This window comes from Enterobacter quasihormaechei, from assembly GCF_004331385.1.
Taxonomy (GTDB): Bacteria; Pseudomonadota; Gammaproteobacteria; order Enterobacterales; family Enterobacteriaceae; genus Enterobacter; species Enterobacter quasihormaechei.
In genome coordinates this window covers 85,976-102,434 of record NZ_SJON01000015.1, presented here as the reverse complement: position 1 = coordinate 102,434, position 16,459 = coordinate 85,976, and the positions used below count along the sequence as shown (strand labels likewise).

General features: G+C 53.3%; 15 protein-coding genes, 1 tRNA gene and 1 rRNA gene. 3 read left to right on the top strand and 14 right to left on the bottom strand.

Annotated elements, in window-relative coordinates; translation table 11 throughout:
* Nucleotides 1-9: 9 nt before the first annotated feature.
* Nucleotides 10-85, top strand: a tRNA-Thr gene (locus E0L16_RS17495).
* A gap of 43 nt (nucleotides 86-128) precedes the next feature.
* Nucleotides 129-244: ribosomal RNA gene (rrf, locus tag E0L16_RS17490) — 5S ribosomal RNA — on the top strand.
* A gap of 319 nt (nucleotides 245-563) precedes the next feature.
* On the opposite strand, the gene E0L16_RS17485 is transcribed toward rrf, so the two are convergent.
* From E0L16_RS17485 to E0L16_RS17475, 3 genes are all read right to left on the bottom strand, one after another.
* A complete protein-coding gene (locus tag E0L16_RS17485; RefSeq protein WP_003860364.1) occupies nucleotides 564-785 on the bottom strand; it encodes a lipoprotein in 222 nt (73 codons plus the stop codon).
* Nucleotides 786-1,033: 248 nt separating this feature from the next.
* Nucleotides 1,034-4,147 carry an efflux RND transporter permease subunit gene (locus tag E0L16_RS17480; protein ID WP_131637552.1) on the bottom strand — a complete coding sequence of 1,038 codons (3,114 nt, stop codon included), beginning with the start codon at nucleotides 4,145-4,147 and terminating at the stop codon, nucleotides 1,034-1,036.
* A gap of 11 nt (nucleotides 4,148-4,158) precedes the next feature.
* A complete protein-coding gene (locus E0L16_RS17475) occupies nucleotides 4,159-5,295 on the bottom strand; it encodes an efflux RND transporter periplasmic adaptor subunit (RefSeq protein WP_131637550.1) in 1,137 nt (378 codons plus the stop codon).
* 396 nt (nucleotides 5,296-5,691) lie between these two features.
* Between E0L16_RS17475 and envR the strand changes: the two genes are divergently transcribed.
* On the top strand, nucleotides 5,692-6,339 hold the full coding sequence (envR, locus tag E0L16_RS17470; protein ID WP_131637548.1) for an acrEF/envCD operon transcriptional regulator: 648 nt from the start codon (nucleotides 5,692-5,694) through the stop codon (nucleotides 6,337-6,339).
* Here the strand turns inward: envR and E0L16_RS17465 are convergent.
* The 11 genes from E0L16_RS17465 to aroQ all read right to left on the bottom strand — a co-directional run bounded on the left by E0L16_RS17465 (nucleotide 6,334) and on the right by aroQ (nucleotide 16,375).
* A complete protein-coding gene (locus tag E0L16_RS17465; RefSeq protein ID WP_131637546.1) occupies nucleotides 6,334-8,418 on the bottom strand; it encodes a putative bifunctional diguanylate cyclase/phosphodiesterase in 2,085 nt (694 codons plus the stop codon). The genes envR and E0L16_RS17465 overlap by 6 nt on opposite strands.
* Before the next feature lie 139 nt (nucleotides 8,419-8,557).
* The gene (locus E0L16_RS17460) at nucleotides 8,558-8,722 is read right to left on the bottom strand and encodes a DUF2556 family protein (RefSeq protein WP_063450987.1); all 165 of its coding nucleotides are present in this window, start codon (nucleotides 8,720-8,722) and stop codon (nucleotides 8,558-8,560) included.
* A 177-nt stretch (nucleotides 8,723-8,899) separates the two neighbouring features.
* Nucleotides 8,900-9,196: a DNA-binding transcriptional regulator Fis gene (fis, locus tag E0L16_RS17455; RefSeq protein WP_000462905.1), complete on the bottom strand. Its 297-nt coding sequence runs from the start codon at nucleotides 9,194-9,196 to the stop codon at nucleotides 8,900-8,902.
* A 23-nt stretch (nucleotides 9,197-9,219) separates the two neighbouring features.
* Nucleotides 9,220-10,185, bottom strand: a complete 966-nt coding sequence (dusB, locus tag E0L16_RS17450) for a tRNA dihydrouridine synthase DusB (RefSeq protein WP_006812176.1) — start codon at nucleotides 10,183-10,185, stop codon at nucleotides 9,220-9,222.
* A 328-nt stretch (nucleotides 10,186-10,513) separates the two neighbouring features.
* Nucleotides 10,514-11,254 carry a carbonic anhydrase gene (locus E0L16_RS17445; protein WP_131637544.1) on the bottom strand — a complete coding sequence of 247 codons (741 nt, stop codon included), beginning with the start codon at nucleotides 11,252-11,254 and terminating at the stop codon, nucleotides 10,514-10,516.
* Nucleotides 11,255-11,391: 137 nt separating this feature from the next.
* Entirely contained in the window at nucleotides 11,392-12,273 is an 882-nt protein-coding gene (gene prmA / locus E0L16_RS17440; protein WP_131637542.1) for a 50S ribosomal protein L11 methyltransferase, read from the bottom strand.
* A gap of 11 nt (nucleotides 12,274-12,284) precedes the next feature.
* Nucleotides 12,285-13,736, bottom strand: a complete 1,452-nt coding sequence (gene panF / locus E0L16_RS17435; RefSeq protein WP_063867532.1) for a sodium/pantothenate symporter — start codon at nucleotides 13,734-13,736, stop codon at nucleotides 12,285-12,287.
* Nucleotides 13,726-13,968 carry a YhdT family protein gene (locus E0L16_RS17430; protein ID WP_022649569.1) on the bottom strand — a complete coding sequence of 81 codons (243 nt, stop codon included), beginning with the start codon at nucleotides 13,966-13,968 and terminating at the stop codon, nucleotides 13,726-13,728. The genes panF and E0L16_RS17430 overlap by 11 nt, the downstream gene beginning before the upstream one ends.
* A 108-nt stretch (nucleotides 13,969-14,076) precedes the next feature.
* Nucleotides 14,077-15,426, bottom strand: coding sequence for an acetyl-CoA carboxylase biotin carboxylase subunit (accC, locus tag E0L16_RS17425; RefSeq protein ID WP_003860388.1), 1,350 nt, complete (start codon nucleotides 15,424-15,426; stop codon nucleotides 14,077-14,079).
* A 10-nt stretch (nucleotides 15,427-15,436) separates the two neighbouring features.
* Complete coding sequence (gene accB, locus E0L16_RS17420) at nucleotides 15,437-15,901, bottom strand: acetyl-CoA carboxylase biotin carboxyl carrier protein (protein ID WP_063450991.1); 465 nt, start codon at nucleotides 15,899-15,901, stop codon at nucleotides 15,437-15,439.
* Between the two features lie 21 nt (nucleotides 15,902-15,922).
* On the bottom strand, nucleotides 15,923-16,375 hold the full coding sequence (aroQ, locus tag E0L16_RS17415; protein ID WP_022649568.1) for a type II 3-dehydroquinate dehydratase: 453 nt from the start codon (nucleotides 16,373-16,375) through the stop codon (nucleotides 15,923-15,925).
* Nucleotides 16,376-16,459 lie beyond the last annotated feature (84 nt).

The window sequence follows — 16,459 nt, the reverse complement described above, 5'->3', positions numbered from 1 at the left end:
ATTTAGCGTGCTGATATGGCTCAGTTGGTAGAGCGCACCCTTGGTAAGGGTGAGGTCCCCAGTTCGACTCTGGGTATCAGCACCACTTTATACTTAGGTTAAAGTTCGGCAAGAAGTAAAAGAATTTGTCTGGCGGCTTTAGCGCGGTGGTCCCACCTGACCCCATGCCGAACTCAGAAGTGAAACGCCGTAGCGCCGATGGTAGTGTGGGGTCTCCCCATGTGAGAGTAGGGAACTGCCAGACATCAAACAAGTAGAAAGGCCATCCGAAAGGATGGCCTTTTTGCGTTATGCGTACTGTTAAATCCCTCACGTCGTTAATCCCTCTCGCGAAATTCGTACATATCGGCGTATACCTATGCGTTTAACTGGCAAAATAGTGCGTATACATAAAGTAATCGAAACGCAGCAGGAGTGAGGTTACTGGCAGGGTTAACTGTGTAAAGCAGGAAGCATAGTAGGGTATTAAATAGAGTTAATAGCGGGTAAAGCCAGGATGGAAAATATAAGCGCTTACATCACAACAAAATAAAAGCGCGGACATCGCCGCGCTTTTGAAAGCCTTATTTAGTCAGGGCAACAATACCCAGCGTCAGGCCCGCTATTGCCGCGGCGCCACCGGCTATCGCACCTGCTGTTTCCCAGTTATCCTGGGTGGTGCCCTTCATGCAGGTATTGGTGTGAACCAGTCGGCCCTGATCGTCGTATACCGGTACACATGGAGAGTCGTGCGCACAGCCAGCAAGCAGCGCAGCGAGGAGTGCAACGGAAAGGAATCTTTTCATGATGTTACCTCAAAATAATCGCTTATTCGCTACAGAGCCGATGCGGCAATTAACGAATTGATGATTATTTTACCACCGTGCTAATACCATGCAGAACGGTGAATAATCTCAATTTGTGTGGATTGTAAAAATCATGGAGAAAAGGAGCGGGTGGAGATAATTAATGGAGAAAATGTGAAGGACCGATATATTTATTCTGTTGTTTTCCGTAAATAAAAAAGGCACCCGAGGTGCCTTTTAATTATTCATTAATCCTTGTGCTTTGTAAACCGTCTTCGGACAACCACAAAGAAAACAGGAACGAAGAAAATGGCCAGCAGCGTAGCTGACAGCATCCCGCCCATCACGCCCGTACCAACAGCGTTTTGTGCCCCACTTCCTGCACCACTACTGATTACCAGAGGCATAACGCCAAGGATGAATGCCAGGGAAGTCATCAGGATAGGACGCAGACGCATACGTGAGGCTTCCAGCGTGGCTTCGATAATCCCTTTGCCTTCTTTATCCATGAGATCCTTGGCGAACTCAACGATCAGTATGGCGTTCTTGGCGGATAAACCAATTGTCGTAAGCAGTCCCACCTGGAAGTAAACGTCATTGTTCAGCCCGCGCACCGATGCAGCCAGAAGCGCGCCGATCACCCCCAGGGGCACAACCAGCATGACCGAGAATGGAATTGACCAGCTTTCATAGAGGGCAGCCAGACACAGGAACACCACTATCAGCGAAATGGCGTACAGCGCTGGAGCCTGATTACCGGAAAGACGTTCCTGGTAAGACATCCCCGTCCAGTCGTAGCCGATGCCGGAAGGCAGTTTCGACGCAAGGCTTTCCATCAACGCCATTGCCTCACCGGTACTTTTGCCTGGCGCAGACTCACCGAGGATCTCCATTGACGGCATCCCATTGTAACGTTCCAGACGGGGTGAACCGTATACCCAGTGAGAGCTGCTAAAGGCAGAGAAAGGCACCATTTCGCCGTTAGCGCTACGCACATACAGGCCGTTAATGTCTCCTGGCAGCATACGGAAGCGAGCATCAGCCTGTACGTAAACTTTTTTCACGCGTCCATGATCGATAAAGTCATTCACATAGGTGCCACCCAGTGCTGTTGAGATGGTCTGATTAACATCAGATACGCTCACACCTAACGCCTGTGCTTTCTCCTGATCGACATCCAGCTTGAACTGAGGCGTATCCTCCAGGCCGTTAGGACGCACGCGGACCAGTAAATGTGGATGTTCTCTCACCATGCCAAGCAGCTGGTTACGTGCCTGCGTTAGCTGCGTATGCCCCAGGTTTGCCTGGTCAATCAGTTCGAAGTCGAAGCCTGTCGCCGTGCCCAGCTCAATAATCGCGGGCAGGTTAAACGGAAATACAAGGCCATCTTTGATCTGGCTGAACGCTTTCGTCGCACGGCTGACAATGGCGCTAACGCCGTTTTCATCGCCCGGACGTTCTTCCCAGGGCTTCAGGCTGACGAACGCGATACCGGCGTTTTGGCCCTGGCCGCTAAAGCTAAAGCCGTTTACGGTGAAGACCGATTCAACGTTCGCTTTCTCTTTCGTCAGATAATAATCCTGAACCTGATCGAGCACCTGCTGGGTGCGCATCTGCGTCGCCCCTGCCGGCAGCTGAACCATCGTCATAAACACCCCCTGATCCTCTTCCGGCAGGAAGGAGGAAGGCAGGCGCAGGAACAAGACTGCCATGCCGCCGACGATGATGACGTATACCAGCAGATAGCGCCCGGTCTTACGTAAAATACCGCTCACGCTGTTGCTGTAGTGCTCCACGCTCTTATCAAAAAGCGCGTTAAACCAGCCAAAGAAGCCACCTTTCTTTTCATGATGCTCGCTGGCAACGGGTTTGAGCAGGGTTGCACAAAGCGCTGGCGTTAATATCAGCGCGACCAGCACCGACAGGGCCATCGCGGAGACGATGGTTAGCGAGAACTGACGATAGATAGCCCCGGTAGAGCCTCCAAAAAATGCCATCGGTATAAACACCGCCGAAAGCACCATGGCAATGCCCACCAGAGCGCCCTGGATTTGTTCCATTGACTTCTGCGTCGCCTCTTTTGGCGGCAGCTTGTCCTCCACCATCACGCGTTCTACGTTCTCGACCACCACGATGGCATCATCGACGAGCAAGCCTATCGCCAATACCATCCCGAACATCGTCAGAGTGTTAATGGAGAAACCGAACGCAGCCAGTACCGCAAAAGTACCCAGCAACACCACGGGCACCGCGATAGTCGGTATAAGGGTTGCCCGCAGGTTTTGCAGGAACAGGTACATCACCAGGAACACGAGAACGATCGCTTCAAACAGCGTCTTCACCACTTCATGTATTGAGATCTTCACGAAAGGTGTGGTGTCGTATGGATAGACAACTCTCAGGCCCTGCGGGAAGAAGGGCTGCAACTGCGCCAGTTTGCTCTTGATGGCGGCAGCGGTATCCAGAGCGTTTGCGCCAGTCGCCAGCTTGATCCCGAGCCCCGTAGCAGCCTGCCCGTTGATTTTGGTGACCATGTTGTAGTTTTCGCCACCCAGCTCAATGCGGGCCACGTCCTTCAGGTGGACCATTGAACCGTCCTGGTTCACCTTCAGCGTCACACGGCCAAACTCCTCCGGCGATTTCAGGCGCGTTTGAGCAATAATAGAGGCGTTCAGCTGCTGACCCGGTACAGACGGCGTCCCCCCCAACTGGCCCGCCGCAATCTGGTCGTTCTGGGTTTTCAGCTGGTTAATGACGTCCAGCGGCGTGAGCTGGTACTTATTCATTGCGTTGCTGTCCAGCCAGATGCGCATGGCATACTGCGCACCGAACAGCTGCACGTCACCGACCCCGGAAGTACGGCTGATCGCATCTTTTACGTTAGAAGCAACATAGTCGGAGATATCATCCTGGGTAAGGTTTTTATTATCCGACACGAAGCCCGCAACCAGCAGGAAGCTGCTGCTGGATTTTTCCACGCCGATCCCCTGTTGCTGCACTTCCTGCGGCAGCAGCGGCATGGCGAGCTGAAGCTTGTTCTGAACCTGAACCTGCGCGATATCAGGATCCGTACCCGACTCGAACGTCAGGGTGATGGTGACGTTACCGGCAGAATCACTGGTGGACGACATGTACATCAGATTGTCGATTCCGTTCATGTTCTGTTCGATAACCTGCGTCACCGTGTCCTGTACCGTCTGGGCATCCGCGCCAGGGTAGGTTGCTGTCACCGCAACCGCGGGTGGCGCAATGGTCGGATATTGCGCGACCGGCAGTTTTAAAATGGCCAGCCCGCCCGCAATCATCAGAATGATGGCGAGTACCCAGGCGAAAACAGGCCGTTGAATAAAGAAATTAGCCATGTCGATATCCCTTAACTGGCTGGAGTAGCGGCGGTATCAGGAATAGCCACGACGGTGGCACCAGGGCGAACTTTTTGCAGGCCGCTGGTGATGACGCGGTCACCGTTTTTAAGGCCGTCCGTGACCAGCCACCGATCGCCAATCGCCTGCGGTGCAACGACAGTGCGAGATTCCACCTGATTTTTATCGTTTACCACAAGCACGGTGGCATCCCCGCGCGGTGTACGGGTTACCCCCTGCTGGGGAACAAGAATGGCATCCGGCTGCGTACCTTCATCGATGCGTGCACGGACAAACATACCCGGTAACAGCATATGCTGAGGGTTAGGGAAGAGGGCGCGTAGGGTGATTGAGCCGGTACTTTCATCTACCGTGACGTCAGAGAACTGTAGCGTTCCTTTCAGTGGATAAGGCTGGCCGTTTTCCATCAGCAGCTCGACGCTGCTGGTGTCGCCCTTTTGCAGGCTTGTCTGCTTCAGTCGCATAAAGTCGCTGCTGGACTGGGTCACGTCGACATAAATTGGATCGAGCTGCTGAACCGTTGCCAGCGCAGTTGACTGACCATTCGTGACGAGCGCCCCTTCAGTAACGCTGGATTTACCAATGCGCCCGCTGATTGGCGATGTGACTTTCGTGTAGGCGAGGTTGATCCGCGCGCTTTCAACGCCAGCCTTCGCGGCAACGACGCTCGCATCCGCCTGCTGAGCGGTTGCCACCGCCTGATCGTACTCCTGCTTGCTCACATATTGCGTACCGACCAGCGGAACGTAACGTTTCACCGTCAGATGGGCAATGTTTGCCGCCGCCTGCGCTTTTACCAGTTCACCTTTCGCATTGTCGTAGGCTGCCTGATAGGTGGCAGGATCGATCTGATAAAGGGATTCACCCGCTTTGACATCGCTGCCTTCGGTAAAATTGCGGTGCAGAATGATACCACTGACCTGGGGACGAACCTCCGCAACACGATACGCATCTGTTCTGCCTGGTAATTCCGTCGTTACGGCCAGCGGCGCGCTTTTGACAATATGAACATTCACCTGAGGGGCTTGCGCATGCTGCTGTGAATTTTCCTGCCCATCGCACCCGGCGAGCAGTGCGGCACAGACAATGAAACCGGATAAGGGTAAGCGTCTGAAATGAGTCGTCATTACTGTTCCTTAAACTACCCCTAAACCGATAATTGCCGTGAATCGGTGAGAGGGTATGAGGCAAAAATAAAAATGTAGCTGCGTATAATAATGAGGGTATGTAATGTTTTTTAATTTATACGTGCTGGAGAGGCATTAAAAAGTAAAAATCAGAATCTGGCTCAGTGCTTTCAATATGCAATTTCTGTCAGGATAACCAGCGCAAATGCTTTGGATTCGCTTTATTCATATATTTTGTGAATGCAATGCATTGAATTTATTTGACTGAATTATAAATTAAGCAAATTGACTTTTTTTGTGCAAAATGAAAATCGGTTATGATGAATACTTTTATTTATCTGACCCCATCATTACGTTTGGTAGTGTATTAATCGTATGAGCAATGAGTAGCAGGCTATGGCGCGTAAAAAGAAAGAAGAGGCTCAAAAGACCCGTCAGCAGTTGATTGAAGCCGCTATCGGGCTATTCGCGACGCGGGGCGTGGCTAACACCACGCTCACCGACATCGCCGATGCTGCGCAACTCACTCGCGGGGCAGTTTACTGGCATTTTTCGAGTAAAGCGGAAATATTTAATGCCATCTGGGAACAGCAATTACCGCTGCGTGAGATGATTCGTGACAGGTTAGTGCTTTCCGAAAAAGATGACCCACTGTTAATGCTTCGTGAACAATTTATCGTCGGGTTGCAATATATTGCAAGCAATCCCCGACAGTATGCTCTTCTACAAATTTTGTATCATAAGTGTGAATTTCATGACGATGTAATTTCAGAATGTGAAATACGAAAGCGGATCGGTTTAAACAATGATTATCTTCGCAGGACGCTGAGGCAATGCATTGCTCGTAACGTCATCTCGTCACAAACGAATATTGAACTTGCGGTAATAGTTTTCCACGCCTTTTTTAGCGGAGTCATCAAAAACTGGCTCATGAACAGCAACAGTTTCAACCTGTACCAACAGGCGCCGGCGCTGGTGGATAATATTCTGGCGACGCTGCATATCACCCGAGTGACGCCAGTGGTTTACGATACGGCCTCATGACGGCGTCCGGGGTGGCGACATCTCCCCGTGCTGGCACTGTTCCGTAATCGCTTTCGCGGTAATCGGTTTGCCCAGCAGATAACCCTGTAGCGTATTACATCCCAGTTCTGTCAAAAACGCCTGCTGCGCTGCGGTTTCCACCCCTTCCGCCACAACCTTCAGATTCAGCGTTTTTGCCAGAGCGACAATCGCCGAGACAATCGTTGCATCTTCGCTCTCTCCACTTAACTCTTTCACGAAAGCGCGATCGATTTTTAACTCACAGGCGGGGAGCCGCTTAAGATAGAGCAGGCTTGAGTAACCTGTACCAAAATCGTCTATCGAGGCTTTTACGCCCGCATCCGTCAGCGCTGTCAGGACGCGAACGCTTTCGTCTGGATTGCTCATCGCCGTAGTTTCAGTCACCTCCAGGATCAACATACCGGGCGGTACGCTATGGCGCGTCAGACAATCAAGAACCGTTTTAACCAGCGTCGGCTGTTCGAACTGCAACGTAGAAAGATTCACCGCCATTGACCAGTCCGTGTGACCCTGAAGATGCCATTCACGCAGCTGACGGCAGGCCTCGTCGATGACCCAGTTTCCAATGGGAATAATCAGCCCGGTTTTCTCTGCCAGCGGGAGAAACAGCTCGGGAGACAATAATCCCTGTTTTGGATGCTGCCAGCGTAACAGCGCTTCAAACCCGAGTACTGGCCCGGCAGGGGCGTGGAATTTAGGTTGATATAGCAGGCGTAGCTCATTACGGTCGATGGCCTGCCACAGATCGTTCATCAACTGAAGATGCGTCTGCGCCAGCGAATTCATTGACGGCTGGAAGAAGTGATAACCGTTGCGACCCATATGTTTTGTGTGATACATCGCCGCATCAGCGTTAAACATCAGTTCACGATCGGTGTTGCCGTCGTGCGGATAGAGCGCGATGCCAATGCTCAGGGTGACCATCAGCTCGTAAGGATCGAGATGGAACGGGCTATCAATAACGCGCACCAGTGAATTGGCCAGTGAGGCTGCATCATCCGGGCTGTCAGTTTCGGCCAGCAGGACGAATTCATCCCCACCGATACGCGCCAGCGTGTACTGACCTTTCAACTGCAACAGCAGGCGCTGAGTCACGGCAACCAGAAGCTTGTCACCGACGTCATGACCGTAGGCATCATTTATGGTTTTAAAACCATCGAGATCCATAAACATCAGCGCGAAGGCGTTCCCCTCGCGATCGGCCTTGCTGATAGCCTGATCGAGACGATCCTCCAGCAGAATGCGATTGGGCAAACGCGTCAGCGTGTCATGTAACGCCAGCTGTGCGAGCTCGCGGTTAGCTTCTGCCAGCGATGAGGCCAGCAGCGAGGTACGAGCCTGAAGGCGGGCATCGAACATCGACACCAGTAATGTGATCCCCAAAATAGCAAGCGCGACCACGCTTACCAGTACCGCCAGCCAGCTACCGTTAATGCCATGATGGTGGACCATCGTCGACACCGGAAACTGGGCGGCTTCCATGCCGGCGTAGTGCATACCAGCGATAGCGATGCCCATGGTGATCGCCGCCCCCAGCCGCATCAGCGCCATTTGTGCGGCTTCCTGTCGTAAACGGAACGTCAGCCAAAGAGCGGCCAGTGACGCGGCCAGGGCAATGACCACAGAGATGGCCACCCACGTGTTATCCCAGACAATACCCGGTGTGACTTCCAGTGCAGCCATTCCGGTGTAGTGCATGGCAACAATGCCCGCTCCCATCACGGCTGCGCCGGGGAGCAGCCGGTGCAGACGCAACTGCTCACCGCTAACGAGCCACAGGGCGAACATCGACGAGCTGATGGCGATAACCATCGAAAGCACGGTCAGGGCCGCGTTGTAGCTCATGCTCATGGAAAGATCCATCGCCAGCATACCGATGAAATGCATCGCCCACACGCCAATTCCCATCGACACCCCGCCGCCTGCCAACCAGACGCGCGCAGCGACGCCCTGGCTACCGGCAACGCGCGCAGCCATATTCAGTGCGGTATAGGCGGCAAGAATGGCGACAACAAAGGAGATGACGACGAGGATTTGGTTGTATTGGCTAACCAGCATGGTCTGTTCACTCGTTGGGGGATGTTAAGCAAGAGCGGTTGGAAAGGGCACAGACATTATCATCGTCAGGAAATGACGAAAAGTGATTTAAATCCCTGTTTTTATTAGGTGATAGCAGGGATGGCGCAGGGGGTAGCGGTTAGTCCAGCTCTGAACAGTTCACCAGTTTTAGCGGATTTACGGAATTCATATTGCGACATTTATCGGTTTCAGTGCTCATCAGTTCAATCCACTGCATCAGCAGCGCATCGAAAAGGAAAACAGAGACAGCAAAAACGACCAGCCACCAGTATTTACGAATCATGTGTCATTCCGCGAAAAGAGAGCCTGTAAGGTGCTGGAAATATACACGAAAAGCGGGCGTTGAAAAGTGGGGAACGAGAAGGTTTACAAAGGTTGACGGTCGCCCATTTGGGCGATAAAAAAGGCGCTTCCCCATGCCGAAGAGCGCCTTTTTAAACAAGCAGTTAGCTAATCGAAATTAGTTCATGCCGTATTTTTTCAATTTCTTACGCAGGGTACCACGGTTGATGCCCATCATCAGGGCAGCGCGGGTTTGATTACCACGGGTGTATTGCATCACCATGTCCAACAGTGGCTGTTCAACTTCAGCCAGTACCAGCTCATACAGGTCATTAACATCCTGACCGTTCAGTTGAGCAAAATAGTTCTTCAGTGCCTGTTTAACCGAGTCACGCAGGGGCTTTTGAGTCACCTGATCCTGAGAGTTAACGGTAGATACGGTCAGTACGTCAGAATTTACGCGTTGTTCGAACATAGTTCTGTCAGCTCTTTATTTCATTACGCAAGATTTTCGAAGTATGCCTCCAACGCCTCCAGCTGTTCGCTGGCATCCTCAATGGCGTTGAATGTGCGCCGAAACTGGTCATTTGGAGCGTGCTCCTGGAGATACCAGGAGACGTGTTTACGCGCAATTCGGTACCCTTTTGCCTGGCCGTAGTGGTCATGCAGTTCCCGAACATGCGAACAAAGCAAGCGCTTAACCTCTGCCAGAGGCAGCGGGGCAAGCAGCTCCCCAGTGTCCAGATAATGCTGGATTTCCCGAAAGATCCAGGGTCTTCCCTGAGCGGCACGTCCTATCATCAGAGCATCAGCTCCCGTATAGTCGAGCACAGCTCTGGCTTTAAGCGGGTCAGTAATGTCGCCATTCGCGATAATCGGAATGGAAACTTTCTGCTTAACTGCCCGAATGCTGTCGTATTCAGCTTCACCGTTGAACAAACAGGCGCGAGTGCGTCCATGAATGGTCAGGGCCTGAATGCCACAGTCTTCGGCCAGTTGGGCAATCTCTACGCAGTTACGGTGTTCCGGCGACCAACCCGTGCGAATCTTTAACGTAACAGGAACGTCCACTGCGCTGACAACCGCCGTCAGGATTGACTTCACCTGGTCGGGGTATTGCAGAAGGGCTGAACCTGCAAGCTTGCGATTCACCTTTTTGGCCGGGCAACCCATATTGATATCAATAATCTGGGCGCCACTTTCCACGTTAATACGCGCGGCATCTGCCATTTCTTCAGGCACGCTTCCGGCAATTTGCACGGTGCGAATACCTGGCTCATCAACGTGCACCATCCGTAGGCGGGACTTATCGCTTTCCCAAACCTGCGGGTTAGACGACATCATCTCGGAAACGGTCAGTCCTGCTCCCATCTCGTAGCACAGCGTCCTGAACGGCCGGTCGGTAATACCTGCCATGGGTGCTGCGATCAGGCGATTTCTGAGCTGGTGGTGTCCGATGCGCATGAGTTAAGAAATGACCATACTGTGACTGCAAGGCGGCGTATATTACGCATTTTTTGCACGAGATGAAAGGCCAAACTTTGAACAATCCACTGCTGTAGATCAATGAATCGCCAGTCATACTTTTGGGATAAGATTATTCGCTATTTAAATCATTGGGTTATGAATAAATGAACGTTTTGTGGGCTCTTACAATTTCCCGTAACTTCTCATCATTTCTGAATAAATGAATCAATTGTCCGGGATAATCTGCTGCGATATGCAGCAGATTAGGGTGCTTCTTGCGATCTGTGTCGCCTTTCAGCACAGGATATCAGCGCAAAAAATCGACTTATTCAACCACCAGGCGGCCATGAAGCGGCTGGACCGGGCGGTTGTTATCGTGATGCAGGGTGTGGGTGAATTTTTGCAGCTGTTCAGCAGAGACGGTCAGCGGCTGCTTAAGCACCAGCCACGTTACCCCTTCTGAGCACGGCGGCGTGGTCAGAGAGCCGCTGAAGCGCCAGTAGGTTTTATCCGCGGGCAGGAGTTTATTGATATCGAGGGTTGGCTTGATCGTGACGTTCTGGTCAACCTGTCCCGGCATCACGCTCCAGAGTTTATCCAGCTCAGCGTTTGCCGCACCCTGGTCGAACATAACGGCAACGACCGTCAGTTCGCCGTCAGCATTTTTGTGCACCAGATGCATTTCCATCGCGTATTTTTTACCGTGCACCGTGTTTTCGGATGGCGCGTGGAAATGGAATTGTTGTAACGTCCAGGTCTGTTTATCAAGCGTGATGCTGTCGCGTGTATCGGCGTTTTCACTCGCCTGGATAGTATGGCCGTTGTTTGTCAGGGTGACCGGGCCGTCGATGTAGTGCGTTTCCAGCGGAGAGATATGGGCTTTGACCGTGCTATCAATGTTAATCGGCGACTGATACATCCCGCTTTTACACGTTTTATACGCCTCGTCCAGTTCGCCCCAGTGCTCCGGTGCGCCTTCTCCCTGATAGCTCCAGTGTGATGCGTAAGCCGAAGCCGACATCATGCTCAGCGCCAGCAGCGCTGCCTTGCCTGCAATATGTTTCATCGTATTCTTCCTGTGAATTTTATTATCCAAATCAATAAATAACATTATGATTTGCAGGGCTATTTTATCGGAGAAAAGATGAAGGCGGGAGGGAAAACCGAAGGGAAAAGGCGTGGTCAGAGGACCACGCCAAATGCTTATTTTTTACGACCGGTGATGCGGCACCACTCTTCTTTCTCGACGACCGGGTCAAGCGCAAAGAGATCGGCGTAGGCTTCGCAGACGCTGTCTGCCTGGCTTGCCAGAATGCCGGACAGACCCAGCAGGCCGCCCTCAACCGGCAGGACGCTGATTAACGGCGCCAGCTCGCGTAACGGGCCAGCCAGGATATTCGCGACCACCACATCGGCTTTCATGGCCTCTGGCTGTGCATCGGGCAGATACAGTTCAAGGCGATCGGAAACGCCGTTACGCTCGGCGTTATCACGGCTGGCCTGAATCGCCTGCGGATCGATGTCGATCCCCATGGCTTTGGCCGCGCCCAGCTTCAGCGCCGCGATAGCGAGGATTCCGGATCCGCAGCCGAAGTCGATCACGGTTTTGCCTTCCAGATCCAGACCATCCAGCCATTGCAGGCACAGGGAAGTTGTCGGGTGAGTACCGGTTCCAAACGCAAGACCCGGATCGAGCATCACGTTCACCGCGTTTTCATCGGGAACCTCGCGCCAGCTTGGGCAGATCCACAGACGCTGACCAAACTGCATCGGATGGAAGTTATCCATCCACTCGCGTTCCCAGTCTTTGTCTTCCAGCTGTTCGATTTTATGCGCGAAGCCTGCGCCCAGCAGCGGATGGTTTTCCAGAATCGCCACCACCTCTTTCATGTCGGTTTCTGCATCAAACAGGCCGATAACGTCGGTATCGCCCCACAGGCGCGTTTCGCCCGGCAGCGGCTCAAAGACCGGCGTGTCATGGGTATCCTGGAAAGTGATAGAGACCGAACCGGCTTCCATCAGCGCATCACTCAGTTCTTCGGCGTTCGCGCCGGTTGTATTCAGTTTTAATTGGATCCACGGCATGGCAAAACTCTTTATTTATCAGTAGACATCAGGGTGGCGGGTGGTACGGGGCGGCCGAAACGGTTACCCACCACAAACGCCAGTAAACTTAACAGCAGCGAGGGCACAATCGGATGAAAGCCCAGATACTGAATTTTAAACGTTGCGAGAACGGCATACAGAACGCCCCCGACAATCATGCCGCTTAACGCACCCGCGGCATTAGCGCGTTCCCAGTACAGGCCCAGCACCAGCGGCCACAGGAATACGGCCTCAAGCCCGCCAAAGGCGAGCAGGTTCAACCAGATGATCATCTCCGGTGGACGCCACGCGGCCAGCAGCAGCAGCGCACCCAGTACCAGGGTGATCGCGGCCGACATACGCTTCAGGCGACGCTCATTTTCAACCTGTTCAGGGCGCAGGTTCAGGTAGAGATCTTTAATGATCGTAGCGGAACTTTGCAGTAACTGGGCGTTGATGGTCGACATAATGGCCGCCATGGGCGCGGCGAGGAAAATCCCGGCGGCAAACGGCGGCAGCACTTTTACCATCAGGGTCGGGATGACCAGATCCGGCACGGTAAGGTCAGGGATCACCGCGCGTCCCAGCGCGCCCGCCAGGTGCATGCCAAACATCAGGATCGCCACCACAATCGTCCCGATGATGATCCCCCGGTGCACGGCTTTGCTGTCTTTATATGAGATGCAGCGCACGGCGGTATGCGGCAGGCCAATGACCCCAAAGCACACCAGCACCCAGAACGAAGTCATGAAGGTTGGAGAGAGAATATCATCCGCCCCCTGCGGCGAGACCAGCTTCGGATCGATCGCTTCCAGAGTTTCAACCGCATGGCCCAGGCCACCCGCGGCATGCACGATGCCGACCAGAAGAACGAGGGTGCCTACGAGCATGACCAGCCCCTGCATCGTGTCGTTCAGCACGCTGGCGCGGAACCCGCCAAACGCGGTATACAGCGCAATACTGACGCCGAAGATGACCAGACCCGTCTCGTAGGGGATCCCGGCCGCCGTTTCCAGCAGGCGCGCGCCGCCGATGAACTGCACGGTCATCGCCCCGATGAACGCCACCAGCAGGCTCAGGCTTGCCAGCCATACCAGCAGGCGGCTCTGATAGCGGGCAAACAGCATATCGTTCAGCGTCACGGCATTGTAGCGGCGAGCCAGGATGGCAAATTTTTTACCCAGTATGCCAAGCGAGAGCCAGATGGCAGGAAGCTGGATCATGGCCAGCAGTACCCAGCCCAGTCCGTACTTATAGGCCGCGCCGGGGCCACCGATAAACGAGCTGGCGCTGATGTAGGTGGCGGTCAGCGTCATCGCCAGCACGACGCCACCCATTGAGCGGCTCCCGAGGAAATACTCGTTCAGAAAGGTGCCGGTCGAACGTTTACGCATCGCATAAACCGACAGGCCAAACACCAGGAACAGGTAAGCGATAAGGGGCAGAATGACTTCAAGCTGCATCATCGTCCTCCAGAGAAATATCGCGATAGATGAATTTCACCATCGCCCAGCACAGTACAATAAACACCAGCGGCAGCAGCAGGCAGGCCATTTCAAACCAGTGCGGAAGGCCGGTTATGCCGATAGCTGAATCAGGTAAGTAAGCAGTTACTAACCAAGCAGCGAGATAGAGAAGGGTCAGCCACAGCGCCCAGCGCGCTTCTTTATGGGCCTGAACAAAACGCTTGTCCATTTTTTGTCCCTTGTGGATGAAGAAAGCGGGGATTGTACATGATGGGGCTTTGCAATCCCCAGAAATAAAAAAGGCCGGATTATCCGGCCTTTTAGCAACGCTGGTCTGTTACTTCTCGTTCAGACCGAGTTTTTTCTCCAGGTAGTGGATGTTAGTTCCACCATTCTGGAAGTGCTCGTCGCTCATGATGCGCATCTGGAGATCAACGTTGGTTTTGATCCCATCGATGATCAGCTCCTGTAGGGCGTTCTTCATGCGGGCAATTGCCACGTCACGGTTTTCGCCGTAGCAGATCAGCTTACCGATCATTGAGTCATAGTACGGCGGTACGGTGTAACCGGCGTAGATATGGGACTCCCAGCGCACACCAAAGCCACCCGGCGCGTGGAAACGCGTGATTTTACCCGGGCTTGGCAGGAAGGTGTTCGGGTCTTCGGCGTTGATACGGCACTCTACCGCATGGCCTTTCACCACAACTTCTTCCTGCTTGATGGACAGCGGCTGACCGGCTGCAATACGCAGCTGCTCTTTGATCAGGTCAACGCCGGTGATCATTTCGGTAACCGGGTGTTCAACCTGAATACGGGTGTTCATTTCAATGAAGTAGAACTCGCCGTTTTCGAACAGGAACTCAAAGGTACCCGCCCCGCGATAGCCGATATCAACACAGGCTTTAGCGCAACGCTCGCCGATGTAGCGACGCAGTTCCGGAGTAATGCCCGGCGCTGGCGCTTCTTCGACGACTTTCTGGTGACGACGCTGCATGGAGCAGTCACGTTCTGCCAGATAGATCGCGTTACCCTGACCGTCGGCCAGCACCTGAATTTCGATGTGGCGTGGGTTTTCCAGGTATTTTTCCATGTACACCATGTCATTGCTGAAAGCCGCTTTCGCTTCCGCTTTGGTCATGGAGATGGACTGCGCCAGTTCGGCATCGCTGCGCACAACGCGCATACCGCGACCGCCGCCGCCGCCGGACGCCTTGATGATAACCGGGTAGCCAATGCGTTTAGCATGAGCACGGTTAGCATCCATGTCGTCGGTCAACGGGCCGTCAGAGCCTGGTACGGTTGGAACACCGGCTTTTTTCATCGCGGTGATGGCAGACACTTTGTCGCCCATCAGGCGAATGGTGTCGGCTTTCGGGCCGATGAAGATAAAGCCAGAGCGTTCAACCTGCTCAGCAAAGTTGGCGTTCTCAGAGAGGAAGCCGTAGCCCGGGTGGATCGCGACCGCGCCGGTGATTTCGGCGGCGCTGATGATCGCCGGAATGTTCAGATAGCTTTTTACGGACGGAGCCGGACCGATACAGACCGTCTCATCCGCCAGCAATACGTGTTTTAAATCGCGATCCGCGCTTGAGTGCACGGCCACGGTCTTGATGCCCAGTTCTTTACAGGCACGAAGAATACGCAGTGCAATCTCGCCACGGTTGGCGATAACAATTTTATCCAGCATGTTCGCCTCGTTACTCGATGACGACCAGCGGCTCGTCAAATTCTACCGGCTGACCACTTTCGACCAGAATCGCTTTCACAGTACCTGATTTGTCTGCTTCGATCTGGTTCATCATTTTCATGGCTTCAACGATGCACAGGGTATCGCCTACGTTGACTTTCTGACCCACTTCGATGAACGCTTTCGCATCCGGGCTCGGGGTGCGGTAGAAAGTACCAACCATTGGGGAACGTACGATGTGACCACTGATTTCTGTTGCAGCCGCAGGTGCTGCTTCTGCTGCCGCTGGCGCAACGGCTGCGGCGAGCGCAGGCTGTTGCACTGGCGCAGCGTAAGCTTGCTGCATTACCGGGAAGCTAGCTGCTGGGGCTGCACGGCTGATGCGTACAGACTCTTCGCCTTCAGAAATTTCCAGTTCGGAGATGCCTGATTCTTCAACCAGCTCGATCAGTTTTTTAATCTTACGAATATCCATGAGTGGGTTCCGTACTCTTGTTTAGTGTGATTGTGACAAGCGTTTTACCGCTGTCTGTAAAGCGTATGAATAGCCGTCTGCACCCAGCCCACAAATCACGCCAGCGGCGATATCCGACAGGTAGGAATGGTGGCGGAACGGCTCTCGGGCGTGCACGTTACTCAGGTGGATCTCGATAAACGGGATACTCACCGCGAGCAGTGCGTCGCGTATAGCAACACTGGTGTGCGTAAACGCGGCCGGATTGATCAGGATATAGTCCACAGTGTCTTTAGCCTGATGAATACGGTCGATGATTGCGTACTCCGCATTTGACTGAAAATGGTCCAAATCCACATTCAGCGAGGCTGCTTCCGTACCCAGACGGTTAACAATTTCGCTCAATGTCAGCGTGCCGTACTTCTCTGGCTCACGGGTGCCGAGCATGTTCAGGTTCGGTCCGTTCAAAACTAAAATTTGGAATTTGTCAGCCATTGTGCCGCTATCTCCTGCGATTTTCGGGTAAAAAACAACATATACCCTCAACGCGCAATTGTCACCCTTTCAGAGGCCTAAAAC